13 protein-coding genes are annotated in these 18,197 nt (G+C 69.4%); 10 read left to right on the forward strand and 3 right to left on the reverse strand.

The features are described from left to right. The first annotated feature begins 24 nt into the window (after nucleotides 1–24). The 3 genes from AWB94_RS21830 to AWB94_RS21840 are packed head-to-tail and all read left to right on the forward strand — an operon-like array spanning nucleotide 25 to nucleotide 5,986. Nucleotides 25–4,449, forward strand: coding sequence for a non-ribosomal peptide synthetase (locus AWB94_RS21830; RefSeq protein WP_062655449.1), 4,425 nt, complete (start codon nucleotides 25–27; stop codon nucleotides 4,447–4,449). Next, nucleotides 4,446–5,780 (forward strand): NADPH-dependent L-lysine N(6)-monooxygenase MbtG, encoded by a 1,335-nt coding sequence (gene mbtG / locus AWB94_RS21835; RefSeq protein ID WP_062655373.1) that lies wholly within the window; start codon nucleotides 4,446–4,448, stop codon nucleotides 5,778–5,780. The genes AWB94_RS21830 and mbtG overlap by 4 nt, the downstream gene beginning before the upstream one ends. Beyond that, nucleotides 5,777–5,986, forward strand: a complete 210-nt coding sequence (locus AWB94_RS21840) for an MbtH family protein (RefSeq protein ID WP_062655372.1) — start codon at nucleotides 5,777–5,779, stop codon at nucleotides 5,984–5,986. The genes mbtG and AWB94_RS21840 overlap by 4 nt, the downstream gene beginning before the upstream one ends. A gap of 3 nt (nucleotides 5,987–5,989) precedes the next feature. Here the strand turns inward: AWB94_RS21840 and AWB94_RS21845 are convergent, their stop codons facing one another. Both AWB94_RS21845 and AWB94_RS21850 read right to left on the reverse strand, forming a co-directional pair. Then, the gene (locus AWB94_RS21845; protein WP_062655371.1) at nucleotides 5,990–6,964 is read right to left on the reverse strand and encodes an SIS domain-containing protein; all 975 of its coding nucleotides are present in this window, start codon (nucleotides 6,962–6,964) and stop codon (nucleotides 5,990–5,992) included. Continuing rightward, nucleotides 6,961–8,337: a glucosamine kinase gene (locus AWB94_RS21850; protein ID WP_234811833.1), complete on the reverse strand. Its 1,377-nt coding sequence runs from the start codon at nucleotides 8,335–8,337 to the stop codon at nucleotides 6,961–6,963. Before AWB94_RS21850 ends, AWB94_RS21845 begins: the two co-directional genes overlap by 4 nt. A 284-nt stretch (nucleotides 8,338–8,621) precedes the next feature. On the opposite strand from AWB94_RS21850, the gene AWB94_RS21855 reads away from it, so the two are divergent. From AWB94_RS21855 to AWB94_RS21865, 3 genes are all read left to right on the forward strand, one after another. Further along, a complete protein-coding gene (locus AWB94_RS21855; protein ID WP_062655448.1) occupies nucleotides 8,622–10,004 on the forward strand; it encodes an NAD(P)/FAD-dependent oxidoreductase in 1,383 nt (460 codons plus the stop codon). Between the two features lie 10 nt (nucleotides 10,005–10,014). Further along, nucleotides 10,015–11,472: an aminobutyraldehyde dehydrogenase gene (locus tag AWB94_RS21860; protein WP_062655369.1), complete on the forward strand. Its 1,458-nt coding sequence runs from the start codon at nucleotides 10,015–10,017 to the stop codon at nucleotides 11,470–11,472. Between the two features lie 283 nt (nucleotides 11,473–11,755). After that, nucleotides 11,756–13,201, forward strand: coding sequence for an APC family permease (locus tag AWB94_RS21865; RefSeq protein ID WP_062655368.1), 1,446 nt, complete (start codon nucleotides 11,756–11,758; stop codon nucleotides 13,199–13,201). Between the two features lie 6 nt (nucleotides 13,202–13,207). Here the strand turns inward: AWB94_RS21865 and AWB94_RS21870 are convergent, their stop codons facing one another. After that, a complete protein-coding gene (locus AWB94_RS21870) occupies nucleotides 13,208–13,513 on the reverse strand; it encodes a type II toxin-antitoxin system VapB family antitoxin (RefSeq protein ID WP_036396172.1) in 306 nt (101 codons plus the stop codon). A 122-nt stretch (nucleotides 13,514–13,635) separates the two neighbouring features. Here AWB94_RS21870 and hrcA point away from each other — a divergent pair, with 122 nt between their 5' ends. From hrcA to dctA, 4 genes are all read left to right on the forward strand, one after another. Then, nucleotides 13,636–14,667, forward strand: a complete 1,032-nt coding sequence (hrcA, locus tag AWB94_RS21875) for a heat-inducible transcriptional repressor HrcA (protein WP_062655367.1) — start codon at nucleotides 13,636–13,638, stop codon at nucleotides 14,665–14,667. Between the two features lie 37 nt (nucleotides 14,668–14,704). Further along, on the forward strand, nucleotides 14,705–15,856 hold the full coding sequence (gene dnaJ, locus AWB94_RS21880) for a molecular chaperone DnaJ (protein WP_062655366.1): 1,152 nt from the start codon (nucleotides 14,705–14,707) through the stop codon (nucleotides 15,854–15,856). Nucleotides 15,857–15,906: 50 nt separating this feature from the next. Then, a complete protein-coding gene (locus AWB94_RS21885) occupies nucleotides 15,907–16,641 on the forward strand; it encodes a 16S rRNA (uracil(1498)-N(3))-methyltransferase (RefSeq protein ID WP_062655365.1) in 735 nt (244 codons plus the stop codon). A gap of 76 nt (nucleotides 16,642–16,717) precedes the next feature. Further along, on the forward strand, nucleotides 16,718–18,094 hold the full coding sequence (dctA, locus tag AWB94_RS21890; protein ID WP_062655364.1) for a C4-dicarboxylate transporter DctA: 1,377 nt from the start codon (nucleotides 16,718–16,720) through the stop codon (nucleotides 18,092–18,094). The last annotated feature ends 103 nt before the right edge of the window (nucleotides 18,095–18,197 follow it).

Genomic DNA, 18,197 nt, shown 5'->3' on the forward strand with positions numbered 1-18,197 from the left:
GACGCACCGGCCATCCTCGACGTGATGGCCCTCAGCCCGCTGCAGCAGGGGCTGTACTCGCTGGCCGGCCTCACCGACGGCGGCGCCGATCCGTACTTCATCGCGATGGCCGCCGACGTCGAGGGCGGCCTGGACGCCGCGCTGCTGCGGTCCTGCGCCGAGGCGATGCTGGAACGCCATCCCAATGTGCGGGTCAGCTTCTTCCAGGGCAAGCTCAGCCGTCCGGTCGCGGTGGTGCCCGCGACCTTCGAGCTGCCGTGGGAGCATGTCGTCGTCGACACCGAGGCGGACGCGGCGGCATTGGAGGACGAGGCTCGCCGCCGCCCGTTCGATCTGACCCGCGGCCCGGCGATCCGGTTCCTGCTGGCCGAGATGCCGCATTCCCGGTGGCGCCTGGTGGTCGTCGCGCATCACATCGTCATCGACGGATGGTCGCTGCCGGTGTTCGTCGGCGAACTGCTCGGGCTGTACCGGGCGGGGGGCGACCTGACGGCGCTGCCGCCGCAACCCCGGCCGTATCGCGATTACATCGGGTGGCTGGCCGCCCGGGACCCGGAGGTCAGCCTGCAGCGCTGGCGCACCCACCTGGCCGGTCTGGACGGCCCGACCATGCTGGCACCCGCGCTCTCGGGCGGGGAGGCCGCGCCCGGACTGCCGCGACGCACCGAGGTGACCCTCGACGAGGCGGGCACCACCGAACTGCTCGACGCCGCCCGCGCCCGCGGTGTCACCGTCAGCACGCTGTTCCAGATGGCTTGGGCGGCAATCCTGTCCGCATGCACCGACCGCACCGACGTGGTGTTCGGGGTGACGGTGTCGGGCCGGCCCGACGACCTGGCCGGGGTCGAATCCATGGTCGGTCTGTTCATCAACACCGTGCCGCTGCGCGTGCTCCTGGATCCGGCGGGCCGCGTCGGCGCGCAATGCCTTGCCCTGCAACGCGAAGCCGCCGAACTACGCGACCACGGCTACCTGAGTCACACCGAGCTGCGGTCGGCCGGCGGGATCGGCGAGTTGTACGACACCCTGTTGGTGTACGAGAACTTCCCGCCGGGGGGTCTCGTCGGCAGCGGCGACTTCGACCTCGGCGGTGCGGTGATCCGCCCGTCCGCGCTGGAAAGCCTGTCGCATTTCCCGATCACCATCGCCGCCCACCCCACGCGCGGCCGGCTCACGGTGCTGGTCGAAACCCTGGACGGCGCAATGGGGCTGGTGGATCCGCAGACGCTCGGGGAACGGGTGCTGGTGGTGGTGCGCGGTCTGCTGGCGCATTGGGACCGTCCGCTGCGCGAGGTCACCGTCACCGTAGGCGACGAGGCCGCGGTGCTGCCCGCCAAAGACACCCACACCTATGCGGGCGGATTCCACACCGCCTTCACCGAGGCCGCCGCCGACCGGTTGGGCGCGGTCGCGCTGAGCTGGGAGGGTGGGGAGCTCACCTATCGCCAACTCGACGAAGCCGCCGACCGGCTGGCCGCCGAACTGGTCCGCCGTGGGGTGTCCACCGAAACCCCGGTGCCGATCCTGCTGCGCCGCGGACCCGATTACGTCGTCGCCATGCTGGCCGTGCTCAAGGCCGGCGGCATGATCGTGCCGCTGGATCCCGGCATGCCGGACAGCCGCATCGACGACATCATCGGGCAGACCGGTGCCACGGTCATCGTCGACGACAGCGTCCTCGCCGCGGTCGCCGATGCGCCGATACCCGAATTCGTCCCCGCGCCGGTACGGCCCGGTCAGGGTGCCTACATCGTGTTCACGTCGGGCACCACCGGAAAACCCAAGGGCGTCATCGGAACTCATCAGGCCCTGCTGGCCTACGCGGCCGACCATGCGCGCAATGTGCTGCGGCCGGCCAGACGGCGGCTACGCATCGCGCACGCCTGGTCGTTCACCTTCGACGCCGCCTGGCAACCGCTGGTGGCCCTGCTGGACGGGCACTGCGTCCACATCGTCGGCGACGCCGTGCAACGCGACGCCGAGGCGCTGGTCGCCGAGATCGCCCGCTTCGGCCTCGACATGATCGACACCACCCCGTCGATGTTCGGGCAGCTGCGGGCCGCAGGGTTGCTGACCACCGTCCCGCTGGCGGTGCTGGCCCTGGGCGGTGAGGCCGTCGACACCGCCGCCTGGCAAGCCATCCAGGCCGAATGCGCCCGCACCGGGGTGCGCGCACACAACTGCTACGGCCCCACCGAAACCACCGTGGAGGCCGTCGTCGCCAGGATCGCCGACCACGAGCAGCCGTGCATCGGCCATCCCACCGACCCCACCACCGCACGGGTGCTGGACGGCTGGCTGCGGCCGGTGCCCGACGGCGTGGCCGGCGAGCTGTACCTGACCGGTGGTCAGCTGACCCGGGGATACGTGGGCCGGATGGGGGAGACCGCAGGCCGATTCGTCGCAGACCCGTTCATCCCCGGTGCCCGGATGTACCGCACCGGTGATGTGGTGCGCCGCGGGCCGGGCGGCGCCCTACAGTTCATCGGCCGCCGCGACGATCAGGTGAAGATCCGCGGTTTCCGGGTAGAACCCGGTGAGGTGGCCGCGGCCCTGCACCGCCACCCCGACGTGTCCCACGCGCATGTGGCGGTGCGCCGGCACCGCAACGGTCCACGGCTGACCGCTTACGTTGTCATCGGGGCGAGCGGAGCGACGGGGAAAGATATCGGGGCGAGCGGAGCGACGGGGAAAGATACCGGTGCGAGCGCAGCGACCGGGAAAAATCCCGGGGCGAGCGGAGCGACGCCGGCGAGCAGAACCGCGGCGCTGCGTGGGCATCTGGCGACCATCTTGCCCAGATATCTTGTCCCACACCACATCATCGAGGTGGACCAGATCCCGTTGACGCCGCACGGCAAGGTCGATGACGCGGCATTGGCCGCGCTGGACGCCAGGCACGACGGCGACGAGGTGACCGGCCCGGCCACCGCCACCGAGACGGTGCTGGCCGAGGTGCTCGGCGATCTGCTGGATGTGCAACGGGTGGACGTCACCGCGGATTTCCTCGACCTCGGGCTGGACAGCATCGTGGCGCTGTCGGTGGTACAGGCGGTGCGCCGCCGCGGTATCCCGGTGCGGGCACGGCTGATGCTGGAATGCGCCAGCATCCGTGAACTCGCGCAGGCCCTGGACGCCGATGCGGCAGAGGCGGCCGAGGCGCACGCCGACCCGGAGGACACCGGACCCATCCCGCTGCTCCCCGCCGGCTATTGGCTGCTGGCGCACGGCGACTCACGCCGACTGGCCCAGACCGAGGCGATCCGGCTGCCCCCCGGGGCAACGCGGCATCGGCTGGAAACGGTGTTGCGCTCCGTGATCGACGGTCACGGAGCGCTGCGCAGCAGACTCGATCCCGCCAGCATGACCCTCGTCGCGCATCCGGTCGGGGAGGTGCTCACCGAGGCATCCGCCTCCGGTGACCTGGCCACCGCCGTCGCCCAGCACACCGAGCGCTCGTTGGCACACCTGGACCCGGCGGCGGGGGAGATGGTGCGCGCGGTGTTGCTGCACCACGACAGTGGGGCCGACGTGCTGCTGCTGACCGCGCACGTCCTGGCGATGGACCCCGCATCGTGGCGGATCGTCCTGGGTGAGCTGGAAACCGCCTGGCATGCAGTGGCTTCCGGTCACCCACCGCACCCGGTGCGTGAGCACACGTCGTTGCGGCGGTGGTCCAACATCCTGGCCGAGCGCGCTCTGAAGCTGGACACCTGTGACTTCTGGGAGGCCCAACTCATCGGTGACGATCCGGAACTGGGCAACCGTCGGGTCTGCCCGGCCACCGACCGCGTGGGCGACGTGGTGGTCAGCATGTCGTTCACCGATCCGGAGGTGACGGCCCGGGCGACGGCCGGTGTGCTGCCCGACCTGCTGACGGCGGCGACCGCCCGCATGATCACCGCCTGGCGGCGGGCCCGCGGGCAGGCGACGCCGGCGCCGCTGCTGGCATTGGAAACCCACGGCCGCGCCGACGCCGTCGTGTCGGCCGGGCTGACCGACGACTCCCGCCGGATCGACACCGGTGACACCGTCGGCCTGCTGAGCGCGATCTACCCGCTGCGGGTCGTCGACGACACCGTGGCGCCGATTCCCGGCGACGGTATCGACTATCCGCTGCTGCGGTACCTGCGCACCGACACCGCCGAACGGCTTGGTGCGTACCGTGATCCGCAGGTCCTGCTGAACTATCTGGGCCGGATCCACCACGCGGGTGGATCGGAGGCCCTGCTGCCAGACCGCGAACTGCTGGCCAAGCTGTCCCCGACCCCGGAGCCCGGCTTGGCCGTCCGCCACGAGCTCACGCTCAACGTGGCACTGATCGAACGCAACGGGGTGCCGGTACTGGGCAGCCAGTGGCGCACCCTGCCCGACATCCTGTCCGCCGCCGACGTCGCCACCCTGCAGGCGATGTGGCAGGACGCCTTACGAGAGGTGACCGCAACATGACACAGAAACTGGCCATCATCGGCGCCGGCGCCAAAGCCGTCGCCGTCGCGGCCAAGGCAGCCGAACTGCGCGCCATGGGTGTGCAGGCCCCCGAAGTGATCGCGGTGGAACGCACCGCGATCGCCGCCAACTGGCAGGCCGCCGGCGGTTGGACCGACGGCCAGCACCGGCTGGGCACCGGGCCGGAGAAGGACGTCGGTTTCCCGTACCAGTCCGCCCTGGTGCCGCGGCGCAACGCCGAACTGGATGAACGGATGACCCGGCACAGCTGGCAGTCCTATCTGGTGGGCACCGGGCAGTTCGCCGAATGGGTGGACCGGGGTCGACCCGCGCCCACCCACCGGCGGTGGAGCCAGTACCTGCAGTGGGTGGCCGACCGGGTGGGCATGTCGGTGACGCTGGGGGAGGTCACCGAGATCGGTCTGGACGGGTCGGGCTGGGAGCTGACGACGCGGGAGCAGACCGTGCGGGCCGATGCGCTGATGATCACCGGACCCGGCCAGGCGGAGCGTTCACTGCTGCCCGGTAATCCGCGGGTGCTGTCCATCGCGCAGTTCTGGCATCGGGCCGCCGCGCAGGAATTGATCGCCGCCGACCGGGTGGCCGTCATCGGCGGCGGTGAGACCGCGGGCACCATGCTCGACGAGCTGTTCCGGCACCGGGTTTCGACCATCACCGTGATCTCACCGCAGGTGACGTTGTTCACCCGCGGTGAGGGTTTTTTCGAGAACACCCTGTATTCGGACCCCACCCACTGGGATGGTTTGACCCTGGCCGAGAAGCGGGATGCGATGAACCGCACCGACCGCGGGGTGTTCTCGGTGCGCGTGCAGGAGGCGTTGCTCGCCGACGATCGGATCCGGCACCTGCGCGGCCGGGTGGCCCACGCGGTGGCCCGCGATGAGCGCATCCGGCTCACCCTGGAGACCGAGCGGGGCAGTGAGCGCTTGGAAACGGTGCACGGTTTCGATCTGGTGATCGACGGTTCGGGCGCCAACGCGATGTGGTTCCAGCCGCTGTTGCGCCAGGAAGCCCTCGACGTGCTCGAGCTCGGGCTGGGCGGCCCATTGACCAGTGACCGTCTCCAGGAGGCGATCGGCCACGACCTGTCCGTCGAGGATGTCGAGCCCAAGCTGTTCCTACCCGGGCTCGCCGGCCTGACCCAGGGACCGGGCTTCCCGAATCTCAGTTGCCTGGGTCGCTTGTCCGACCGCGTCCTCGGGTCGCCCGCATTCACCACCGCCGCCCAGAGGAGCGGCCACGAGCGAAGCTCGCGAGCGAATCAGCAATCCGAAACTGCGGGCTCCGAGCTCGCGAGGAGGGCGCAGTGAGCACGAATCCGTTCGACGACGAGAACGGCGCCTTCTACGTTCTGCTCAACGACGAGGAGCAGTACAGCCTGTGGCCGGCGTTCGTCGACGTACCCGCCGGCTGGCGGGTGGTGTTCGGTGCGAGCACCCGGGCCGACTGTGTGGCCTACGTCGAGGAGAGCTGGACCGATCTGAGGCCAAAGAGCTTGCGCGACGCCATGTCCTGAACGTCAGCCGGGGGCCTCGGCGTGCTGCCAGGCCCGGGCGGCGACGAGTTCGGGGATGAGCGTCTCGGTCAGCAGCCGGACATCGTCGTCCTCGTCGCCGGGGTAACGCAACGTCGTGGCGGCACACGGCACCGCCCCGCCCACTCCGACGATCTTGGTGTTGCGCGGGCCGGCCCATTCCGCCATCTGGTCCTCCCACGGCGACCCCGCGAAGACCAACAACCTCAGGTCGGTGTTCTTGGTGCGGTACACGTCGACATGGCTCCACTCGCCGGTCTCGCTGCCGGTGGCGGCGCGCCGCGGTCCCTCCCGGAACATCAGTGCACCCTGCTGAGCGGACGAAAGTCGGTGTGCCGGCGCGCAGAGGTGGGTCTCGTCGGGCCCGAGCAACAGGCTCGAGACCTCGGGACGCCAGTCCTGCTCGGTCGACAACAGCCAATCGCTCGCGGCGGCCGCCGCCCGGACGGTGTCCACCACGGCCGCCGTCGACGTCCCCGTGAGGTGACACTCCAAGGCCAGGAACAGGGCCAGCGTGTGTTGGAAACTGCGGCACGCCACCCCGCCGGCCTCGGGTTCGGCCAGCAGGTCGACGGTGCGGCCGCAGATGTCGGTGATCGGCGAACCGGGCGTATTGGTCACCGCCACCAGCGTCGCGCCGGGGTCGATGCGGCGCAGCGCGTCAAGGGTTTCCACCGACCCGCCGGAGGCGGACGTCGCCACCACGACGGTCCCCGGACCCCACGCCGGCAACAGTCGGGTCGAGGCGAGATCGGAGACCGCGCACACCCCGCGGGCACGCAGGCGGGCGGCGGCGACGCCGGCGGCATAGGCCGACGAGCCCATCCCGAGGAACACCACGCGGTCGACGGACCCCGGCAGTGCCTCGGCCCACGGATCGGCGGCGGCCAGCGCGTCCGCCAGCCCGGCGAGGATGTCCGGCTTGCGGGCCAGATCGCGGGCGAACTCCAGGGGTTTCACGGTTGCACACCTTCCAGCAGGGCGGGCAGCGCGGCGTCGGGGACGTACATCCACCGCGGCAGATGCCGCCCGGCGTAGACGATTTCGCGCAGTATCTGTTGCAGACGGAAAGCGGGCACCGCCTCGGCCGAGAACAGCTGCCGCTGACCGGATGCGGCGAGTGCGGTGGTGTACGCATCGAGGAACGCCGCTTGCGCCGCCGCGTCGACCCGGCGTAGGCCGTCCGGGTCGACATCGTGGTGCCGGGCCACCACGATCGCCACGTGGGACAGGGATTGCAGCATGCCCGCCACGTCCAGGGCCGCCGGCACCGGCAGCACCCGCTGCCACGGCGGCAGCACCGGGTTGCCGTCGAAATCGGTGATCACGAACCGGTCTTCGCTGCGCAGCACCTGCCCGACATGCAGATCACCGTGCGCGTCGAGGATGGGTAGCCCGACCAGCCCGCCGAGGCTCTCCAGCAGCCTGACCACCTCGGTGTCGTGGTCGGCCAGCAGCTGCCCGGTGCTGTTGGCGGCCAAGGCTTTTGCCGTCTTCAGTGTGTCCATAGCGCCGTCGCGCCAACGTCGGGCGTCCTGCGCGGTGGCGGTGGCCGCGGTGGCGGCCTGCGCGGCATGCAGGTCGGCCACGGCCGTGCCCACGGTGGCGAACGAGGCGCCGACGGCCGACGGGTCGCCGGCACGTGTTGCGGCGGCGAACAAGTCGACCGCCCACGTCCAGCCGTCGACCGCGCCCGGCAGGAATCCGGTGACGGTGGCCACCAAGGTCTCTGCGCCGGTCTCTGCGCCGTCATCCGGTTGCCAGGTCACCAGGCCCCACGGTGTCGGCATCGCGGTGAAGCCGGCCGCGGTCAGGCTGGACAGCCGTTGCGGGGCAGGATGGGGGCCCGGCTCCAGATGGGTGGCCCATTTGACGACGGCCACCTCACCCACGATGACCGATTCGTTGGTCTGGTCGACGGTGATCGCGCGTTCGCCGGACGCCGCGCGCCGGCCGGCCCAGGAGGTCACGCTGAAGCGACCGTGCACGGACCGTCCCGGGCCGGCGGTGAGCAGGCGGATGAGGGCCTCGGCCACCCCGTCACCGGCGGTCGCACGTCGCCATCGACCGTCCTCGGCCAGTACGGGTACCGCCGAAGCGCCGCCGTCGTGGGTGACCACGGCCAGCGCGCGCCCGTCGCCCAGGTCGAGCAGATCGGTGGGGGTGAGGTCGGCGCTCACGGCGTGGACGGCGTCGCGCTCGGCGGTGCGGTGCTGCCACCCGTGGTGTTCGATGACGGCGGCCGCAGGCCCGGTGATGAGTTCGGCGTCACCGAAATGGTGACAGTCAACGGGGCCACTCTGTCGGTCCTTTCGCCGAACGCGATGCGGCAACCGCGCGGGCCGCCTCCCGGGTGTTGAGCCCCACTCTGGCACAGATCACGAGACCTCGCTGAGTTTTCCTGAACTTTACGTCAGTTTAGGTGGCGCCAATGCTATTGAAGTGCAACTATCAGTCATTGCCAAACCTGAATATGGATGTAACTATCTCGTTCTGTCGCCGTGCGTCCCGCACGAAGATCGATCTGCCCGATTCGGAAGTCCACGATGAAAACCCCGACGATGACCCGACCCGCCTGCCTGCCGGACCCGGCCGACGCCGCGAGCGGGCCGCTCGCATGAGGCCGGAATTGGCCGATGCCGAGCCGCGGCCGGTGTGGTGGGACAACATGCCGACCGGTCCCCGGTCGGACCGGCTGATCGGTGCCGTCGGCGCCGATCTGGTGATCATCGGGGCCGGCTACACCGGTCTGTGGGCGGCCATCGAGGCGCTCACCGAGGATCCGTCGCGGGATGTCGTGGTGCTCGAACAGCAGTGGGTCGGATCCGGTGCATCGGGGCGCAACGGCGGCTTCGTCTCGGAATCACTCACCCATGGCATCGCCCACGGCGCAGCCCTGTGGCCGGACGAACTGGACGAGCTGCAACGGCTGGGACGCCAGAACGTCGCGCAGATCGCCGATTTCGTCGCTGCGCATGAGATCGACGCCGACCTGCGCATGGTGGGCAAGACCACGCTGGCGCGCACCGAACACGAAGTGGCCGCGCTGCGGAAGGCGGCCGACACGCACGCGCACCATGGTGAGAAGGTCGAATTCCTGGACCGTGACGAGGTGTGCGCCGATATCGCGTCACCGGCCTTCCTGGCTGGGATGCGTTCCCACGCGGGCGGTCTCATCGACCCGATGGCACTGGTGCAGGGACTGCGCCGGGCGGCCGAGACGCTCGGCGCCCGGATTTTCGAGCAGACGGCGGCCACCGGGATCGGCCGCCGTGGCGGCATGCTGACCGTTCGGACCGATCGCGGCGGAGTCCGCACCGGCCACGTCCTGCTCGCCTCGAACGCCTACCCGCCCTTGCTGCGCCGGTTGAAGGCCTGGATGCTCCCGGTCTACGACTACGTGCTGGCAACGGCGCCGCTGACCGCCGAGCAACTCGCGTCGGTCGGATGGCAGCAGAACCAGGGACTGACCGACGCCGGGAACCAGTTCCACTACTTCCGGCGCACCCGCGACGACCGGATCCTCTGGGGCGGATACGACGCCATCTACCACTTCGGTAACCGGGTGGCGCCGGAGCTGGAACAGCGCGATGCGTCACATCGGTTGCTGGCGCGGCATTTTCGCGAGACATTCCCGCAGTTGGCCGACGTGCCGTTCACGCATCGCTGGGGTGGCGTGATCGACACCACCACGCGCTTCACGCCGATCTTCGGGACCGGGTATGACGGCCGGGTCGCGTACGCGGTCGGGTTCACCGGCCTCGGTGTGGCCTCGACCCGGTTCGGCGCGCAGGTGGCGCTGGATCTGCTCGCCAAGCGGGACACCGAACGAACCCGGCTCAAGGCGGTCACCGGGATGGCCGTCCCGTTCCCGCCCGAGCCGTTGCGCTGGCCCGCCGTCGAGCTCACCCGCGCGGCCCTGGCCCGCGAGGACGAAACAGGGCGCAGGGGAACGCTGCTGCGTGTGCTCGATCATCTCGGCGTCGGCTTCAACAGTTAGAGGAGTGTGCATGAGCGCAGGGCGATTCCACCGCGGCCGGCGAATCGAGGGACGCGGGGCTGAGCGGACACTGGTCGACCCGGCCACCGGCCGGCCGACCGGAACCATCGCGGAGGCATCCGTCGACGACGCGGCCGACGCCGTCACGGCGGCGGCCGAGGCGTTCGGCGAATGGTCGCGGCGCACGGCGGGGGAGCGGGCCCGACAGATCCTGCGCTGGGCGGATCTGATCGACACGCACGCCGATCAGCTGACCGCCCTGGAGGTGGCCGAATCGGGCAAGCCCGCCACGGTGTTCCGCGACGGCGAACTGCCCTTCGGCACCGACAATCTGCGTTTCTTCGCCGGAGCGGCACGGTCTTTGGAGGGCAGCGGTGCCGGGGTGTTGAGCGAGGGTTACACCTCGATGATCGTGCGCCGACCCGTCGGGCCGGTGCTGGGCATAGCGCCGTGGAACTTCCCGATGATCATGGCGCTGTGGAAGATCGGCCCGGCCATCGCCGCCGGCAACACCATCGTCGTCAAGCCGGCACCGACCACCCCCAGCAGCACCTTGCTCATCGCCGAGCTCGCGGTGCAGGCCGGCATCCCGGCCGGTGTGCTGGAGGTGGTCACCGGCGATCGGGAGGTGGGTGAGGCGCTGGTCGCCGACGAACGGATACAACTGGTCTCGATCACCGGGTCGACCCGCGCGGGCCGGCACGTCATGGCGACGGCTGCCGCGCGCGGCGCCCGGGTGCATCTGGAACTCGGCGGCAAGGCGCCGTGCCTGGTTTTCGACGACGCCGACCTGGACGCCGCCGCCGGCGGTATCGCCATGGGCGCGACCTACAACTCCGGACAGGACTGCACGGCGGCCACCCGCGTCTACGCCCACGAAGCCGTCTTCGATGCACTGGTGGATCGAATAGCTCGACAGTTCAACGCCATTCGGGTGGGTGACCCGCACGACCCGGAAACGGATATCGGCCCGCTGATCAGCGTCGAGCACCGTGCACGCGTGCACGGATTCGTCGAGCGGGCGGTGGCCGGGGGTGCGACGGTGCGTGCCGGTGGCACGCTGCCCGACGGGCCGGGAGCCTACTATCCGCCGACGTTGATCACCGGTGCCCAGCAGGCCGCCGAGATCGTCCAGGAAGAGGTGTTCGGGCCCGTGCTGGTGGCACTGCCGTTCACGGACGAGAACGAGGCGATCGTGCTGGCCAACGATTCTCGCTACGGATTGGCGTCATCGGTGTGGACCACCGACGGTGCGCGCGGGCTGCGCGTCGCGCATGCGATGGACGCCGGCGTCACCTGGATCAACGATCATCTGCCGATCGCCTCCGAGGCTCCGCATGGTGGAGTCAAGGCAAGTGGTTTCGGGAAGGACATGAGCCAGGCGGCGGTAGCGGAGTACACCGTGGCCCGGCACGTCATGGTCAAGCATGCACCGCGTTCGCCAAACGAATCATTCAGGCCGGCATGATCCGATCCCGCTGACACCCAACCCATCTGGCGCGCCGCCACTTCGGACCGGCGTGCCGTTGGCATGCCCGGGCCGCGCGCACACAACCATAAGATCTGCGAAACCTGATGAAACGCTGGATAATTCGTCATGACAACGGTACCGTCCGTAGTCTGCGTCACTACCGCGGCCAATAGCGATCCATGCCATGGTTCTGCTCGCAACCCGTCGGTCTCGCCGTTGCGCCGTCGGGGTCCCGCCACCCGCCTTTCGCCGCCCGTCAAGCATCGGAGGTCTGAGTTCCATGACCACAAAAGATAATTCGCTCGTCGAACCCGCCGAACCGTTGGCCGGGGAGGCGAAGTTACCGCGCAAGATGCGCTGGTTCGACGGGTTCGCCATGGCCATGACGATGCCGGCCGCGCTGGTGGCCACCCTCGGCGCATCGATCGCCGGCCTCGGCGGTTGGGGTGCGGCCGTACTGTGGGCCATTTCGATGATCATCTCGCTCGGGGTCAACTGGATCTACATCGAGTTGGCGGCCATGTTCCCCGAGGCGTCCGGCGGGATCGCGGGTTACGCCGCCGAAGCGTGGAAGAACCGGGTGCCCTGGCTGGCGCCGCTGGCCGGCGTCGGCTACTGGCTGCCCTGGGGATCCAACCTGGCCACCTACGGCGCGTTCACCGGTCTGTTGGTGCAGTCCCAATGGTTCCCCGACCAACAATGGTCCTTCGACGCCGGGCCACTGCACCTGAACTTCCCGATCCTGGTGGGTCTGGCGGTGATCTTCATCCTGTACGGCATCAACATCATCGGGGTCCGCGTCACCATGGCGTTCGTCTACGTGACGGCAGCCATCCTGATGATCCCCCTCGCCGTCTTCATCATCTTCCCGCTGTTCAACGCCGGCTGGGCGCCCATGGACCTGACCTGGAAGCTGCACGGACTGGAAGGTCTGCACACCGCCATCGTCTGGCTGTACGTGATGGCGTGGACCACGTTGGGCGTCGAGGTGTGCGCCACCTTCGCCTCCGAGTACCGGGACCCGGTCAAGGACACCTCGCGAGCGATCCGTGCTTCCGCACTGTTCTGCCTGGGGGTGTTCTTCCTCGTCCCGCTCACCCTCGGCGGGTTCGCCGGCGAATCGGCGATCGAAGCCGACCCGGCCACCTTCTTCGTCTCCAGCTTCTCCGAGCTGACCGGGGCCGGTGCCGGGGTGATGGTGCTGTGCCTGATCGCCTCTCTGGTGCTGGTCATGCTGACCTCGGTCGCCGACGCATCACGAGTGTTGTTCAACATGGGCAAGGAAGGTGTCACCGTCCGGGCGGTGGGCACGCTGAACCGCCGCGGTGTCCCGGTGCGCGCCCTGAACGTGATGCTGGTGCTCAACGTCGTCCTGCTCGTGGTGCTGCAGCAGCCGCTGGCCATCATCGTCACCGGGAATCTGGGTTACATCCTGGCTCATGTGCTGGCGGTCGCCGGGTTCGCGGTGTTGCGCAAGGACCGCCCGGACGCGGTCCGGCCCATCCGGTTGCCGCGGCTTTTCGTGCCGCTGTCGATCGGGCTGGCGGTGCTGCTCGCCGTGATGCTGGTGGTCGGCGCGACCGGATTCTCGATCACCGGCTACGGCGGCGTGCTCGAACTGGGCATCGCCGTCACGATCCTGGCCGGCGGGGTGCTGCTGTGGTGGTTCGTCCAGCGCCGGAATCGGGCCGCCGGCCTGACGGCCGGGGCGGGCGACGCGCCGTGACGCCGACTACTCGGCGCCGGCGTCCATGTCGTAGACCCTGGCGTGCAGCACCGTGCGGTTACGCAGCGCCGCGCGCACCGCACGGTGCAGCCCGTCCTCCAGATAGATCACGCCCTGCCAGCGCACCGCATGCGGGAACAGGTCGCCGTAGAAGGTCGAGTCCTCGGACAGCAGCCGGTCCAGCGCCAGCACCGTGGTGGTGGTCACCAGTTCGTCCAACCGGATTTGGCGGGGCGGGATCTGCGACCATTGCCGGTAGGACAGGCCGTGCTCGGGATAGGGTTTGCCGTCGCGGACACCTTTGAAGATCACCGGCGGGCTCCCATGCGACGAGGTTAATCCCACGAGGCGCGCGGTGTCCTTGCCAACGTGAATACCTGCTGTTGGTCCCCGTAAAATGGTCAACAGACCGCGAGCCAAAGGCAGGTGAACAAGTGGGTAGTGCCGACGACCGTCGCTTCGAGGTGCTGCGCGCCATCGTCGCCGATTTCGTGACCACCAAGGAACCCATCGGGTCCAAGTCGCTCGTCGAACGTCACAACCTCGGGGTGTCCAGCGCCACCGTCCGCAACGACATGGCGGTGCTGGAGGCCGAGGGGTACATCGCGCAGCCGCACACCAGTTCCGGCCGCGTGCCCACCGAGAAGGGCTACCGCGAATTCGTCGACCGGCTCGACGAGGTCAAACCGCTGTCGGGCAGTGAGCGGCGCGCCATCCTGCAATTCCTGGAGTCCGGTGTGGACCTCGACGACGTGTTGCGCCGCGCCGTCAAACTGCTCGCGCAACTGACCCGCCAGGTCGCCATCGTGCAGTACCCGATGTTGTCCACCTCGACGGTGCGCCACCTGGAGGTGGTGGCCCTCACCCCGGCCAAGCTCCTGCTGGTGGTCATCACCGACACCGGGCGGGTGGACCAGCGGGTGGTCGAACTCGGCGACGCGATCTCCGACCACGAGCTGTCCCAGCTGCGCGAGCGGCTCGGTGCCGCGCTGGACGGCAAGCCGCTGGCCACCGCCTCGGTGGCGGTGGCGGACCTGGCCGGCGCCTTCGACGGGCATGGCGGGCTGGGCGACGCCATCGGCCGGGCGGCCACGGTGCTGGTCGAGACCCTGGTGGAGCACACCGAGGAACGTCTGCTGCTCGGCGGCACGGCCAACCTGACGCGCAACACCGCCGACTTCGGTGGGTCGCTGCGGTCGGTGCTGGAGGCGCTGGAGGAGCAGGTGGTGGTGCTGCGGTTGCTGGCTGCCCAGCAGGAGGCCGGTAAGGTCACCGTGCGTATCGGGCACGAGACCGAGGCCGAGCAGATGGTGGGGACGTCGGTGGTGAGCACCGCGTACGGCAGCTCGGGCAAGGTGTACGGCGGCATGGGTGTGGTCGGTCCCACTCGGATGGACTATCCGGGAACGATCGCCAATGTCGCCGCAGTTGCTCTCTACATTGGCGAGGTTTTGGGCACCCGGTAGGGGACGGCCGCTACTGGCGGCATGAAAGAGGTTGTACGTGGCACGCGATTATTACGGTCTGCTCGGCGTGAGCAAGGGCGCCAGCGATTCGGAGCTGAAGCGCGCGTACCGCAGGCTTGCGCGCGAACTGCATCCCGACGTCAATCCCGACGAGGAGGCGCAGGCCCGGTTCAAGGAGATCAGTCTCGCCTACGAGGTGCTCTCCGACCCGGAGAAGCGCCGCATCGTCGACCTCGGCGGCGACCCGATGGAAAACGGTGCCGCCGGTGCGGGCGCCGGCGGGTTCGGTGGTTTCGGTGGCCTCGGTGACGTCTTCGAGGCCTTCTTCGGCGGGGGCGGCGGTTCGCGTGGCCCGATCGGCCGGGTACGGCCGGGGTCGGATTCGCTGCTGCGGATGCGGCTGGATCTGTCCGAATGCGCGACCGGCGTCACCAAGCAGGTCACCGTCGACACCGCCGTACTGTGCGACCTGTGCCATGGCAAGGGCACCAACGGCACGTCCAGCCCCGTCACCTGCGACACCTGCCACGGCCAGGGCGAGGTGCAGACCGTGCAGCGGTCGCTGCTCGGCCAGGTGATGACATCGCGGCCGTGCCCGGTGTGCGGCGGCGTCGGTGAGGTCATCCCCGATCCGTGCCACCGCTGCGGTGGCGACGGCCGGGTCCAGGCCCGGCGTGAGGTCAGCGTGAAGATCCCGGCCGGCGTCGGCGACGGGATGCGGGTGCGGCTGGCGGCCCAGGGCGAGGTCGGCCCCGGCGGCGGGCCGGCCGGCGACCTCTACGTCGAGGTGCACGAGCAACCGCACGACATCTTCGTGCGCGACGGCGACGATCTGCATTGCACGGTGTCGGTGCCGATGTTCGACGCGGCGCTGGGCACCACCGTCACCGTCGAGGACATCTTGGACGGCAGCACCGAGATCAGCATCCCGGCCGGGACGCAGCCCGGTTCGGTGACGACGCTGCGCGGTCACGGCATGCCGCACCTGCGATCCGGTGTGCGCGGCAACCTGCACGCCCATATCGAGGTGCTCGTCCCGACCCGGCTGGACGCCACCGACACCGATCTGCTGCGCAAACTCAAGGCGCACCGCTCCCGCGACGTGGCCGAGGTCCGGTCCGCGCACGGTGCGTCCTCGACGAACGGCGGGCTGTTCAGTCGGCTGCGGGAAACGTTCTCCGGGCGTTAAAGCGAGAAGCGGAGCGGGATCGCGCGTGGGGCTAGCGAGAAGCGGAGCGGATGAGTAGGGCGCTGTTCTACGTCGACGCCCTGCCCGGGCCCGGCGCGGTCGCCGTCGTCGACGGTGAGGAGGGCCACCACGCGGCCACGGTGCGTCGCTTCCGGCCGGGTGAGGAACTCGACCTCGGCGACGGCGCCGGCACGGTCGCGCACTGCGTCGTCGAGGAAGCCACCAAGGGCCGGCTGACGGCCCGGGTGCTGTCCAGCACGCGGGTACCTGCACCGGTCCCACCGGTCACCGTCGTGCAGGCGCTTCCGAAATCCGAGCGCTCGGAGCTGGCGGTCGAACTGGCCACCGAGGCGGGCGCGGATGCGTTCGTGGCCTGGCAGGCCCACCGGTGCGTGGCGCGCTGGGAATCGGCGGCCAAAGTGGACAAGGGGTTGCGCCGGTGGGGCGCGGTGGCCCGCTCGGCGGCCCGGCAGTCGCGGCGCGCGTACATCCCGACCGTCGACGGGGTGCGCAGCACCGCCGAGCTGGCCGGCCGGATCGCCGGCCTGACCGTGGTGTTGCACGAGTCGGCCACCGTTGCGCTCGCCGATCTCGATGTGGGCCAAGCGGATTCGGTGACGCTGATCGTCGGTCCGGAGGGTGGGATCACCGACGAGGAGATCGCCACCCTGACCGGCGCCGGCGCGGTGGCGGTCCGGCTCGGGCCGACGGTGCTGCGCACCTCCACCGCAGCGGCGGTGGCGCTCGGCGCGCTCGGCGTGCTGACCGGCCGCTGGGATCTGTAGAAGATATATTTCAGCCGTTTCCTGTGGGAAACATTCGGCACACAGCGCGGTGACGGGGACTTCATAGCGTCACGGTATGAGTACCGTTCTCGAGCCGCCGCACAGCGAGATGGTCCGGCTGGCCAACAAGCCGCCCTGGTACACGTCGCTGTTCGTGCAGTTGTTGGTGGCGATCGTCGCGGGCATCCTCGTCGGCTGGCTGTGGCCCGATGTGGGTGGCGCCCTCAAACCGCTGGCGGACGGCTTCATCAAGCTCATCAAGATGCTCATCGCGCCGATCATCTTCTGCACGGTGGTGCTCGGCATCGCGCATGTGGGCGACCTGAAATCGGTGGGCCGGATCGGGGTGAAGGCGCTCATCTACTTCGAGGCGGTGACCACCTTCGCGCTGATCTTCGGGCTGGTGGTGGGCAATCTGGTGAAGCCGGGTGCGGGGTTCTCCATCGACGCCCAGACGTTGGCCACGGGGGCCGAGGCGGTGGCCAAGAAGACCAGTAACGGCGAGCTGCCGCACACCGTCGAGTTCCTGCTCAACATCATCCCGACCTCGGTGGTGTCGGCGTTCGCGGAGAACGCCCTGTTGCAGGTGCTGTTCTTCGCGGTGCTGTTCGGGCTGGCGCTGGCCAAGTTCGGTGAATCCGGGCCGCCGGTGATCCTGGAGTTCGTCGACCACCTCAGCCACATCTTCTTCACCGTCATCGGCTGGGTGATGCGCCTGGCACCGGTGGGGGCGTTCGGCGCGATGGCCTACATCATCGGGCAGTACGGCATTGGGTCACTGGCCAGTTACGGCAAGCTCATCGCCGCCTGCTACCTGGCGGCGGTGCTGTTCATCCTCATCCTCGCGCTGATCGTGAAGGTGTTCGCCGGGGTGAACCTGTGGAAGTTCGTGGTGTACATCAAGGACGAGCTGTTCCTGGCGCTCGGTACGGCGTCCACCGAGGTGGTGTTGCCGCGCATCATGGCCAAGCTCGCCAACGCTGGATGCTCCCGCACCACCACGGGTCTGGTTGTGCCGACCGGGTATTCGTTCAACCTGGACGGCGCCACCCTGTACCTGTCGATCTGCGTCCTGTTCCTGGCCCAGGCGCTCGGGGTGGACCTCAGCCTGGGCGAGCAGATCACCGCGGTGCTGGTCCTGATGCTCACCTCGAAGGGGATGGCCGGTGTGCCCGGCTCGTCGTTCCTGGCGCTGTCGGCGACGGTGGCGGCCATCGGGCACGGGGCGATCCCGGTGGCCGCGGTGGCGCTGCTGCTGGGTGCCGACCGGATCATGGACTCGATGCGGGTGTCGGTCAACCTGCTCGGCAATTGCGTGGCCACCTTCGTCGTCGCCAACTGGGAGGGCCAGCTGGACAAGGACCGGATGCGCAAGGTGCTCGCCGGCGAGGACGTCGAGCCGCTGGCCGACGCGCCCGAGCAGGATGCGGTGACCGTCGGGCCGCGCGACTGAGTGATTCGGGTTCCTCCAGCGCCTCGGCTTGTGTGAAGCGGAGCTCAACGTCCGGCGGCCGTGAATCACGTCACTCCTGGTCAAATGGGGCGTTTAACCGGAA

It is taken from the genome of Mycolicibacterium canariasense (assembly GCF_002101555.1).
Taxonomy (GTDB): domain Bacteria; phylum Actinomycetota; class Actinomycetes; order Mycobacteriales; family Mycobacteriaceae; genus Mycobacterium; species Mycobacterium canariasense.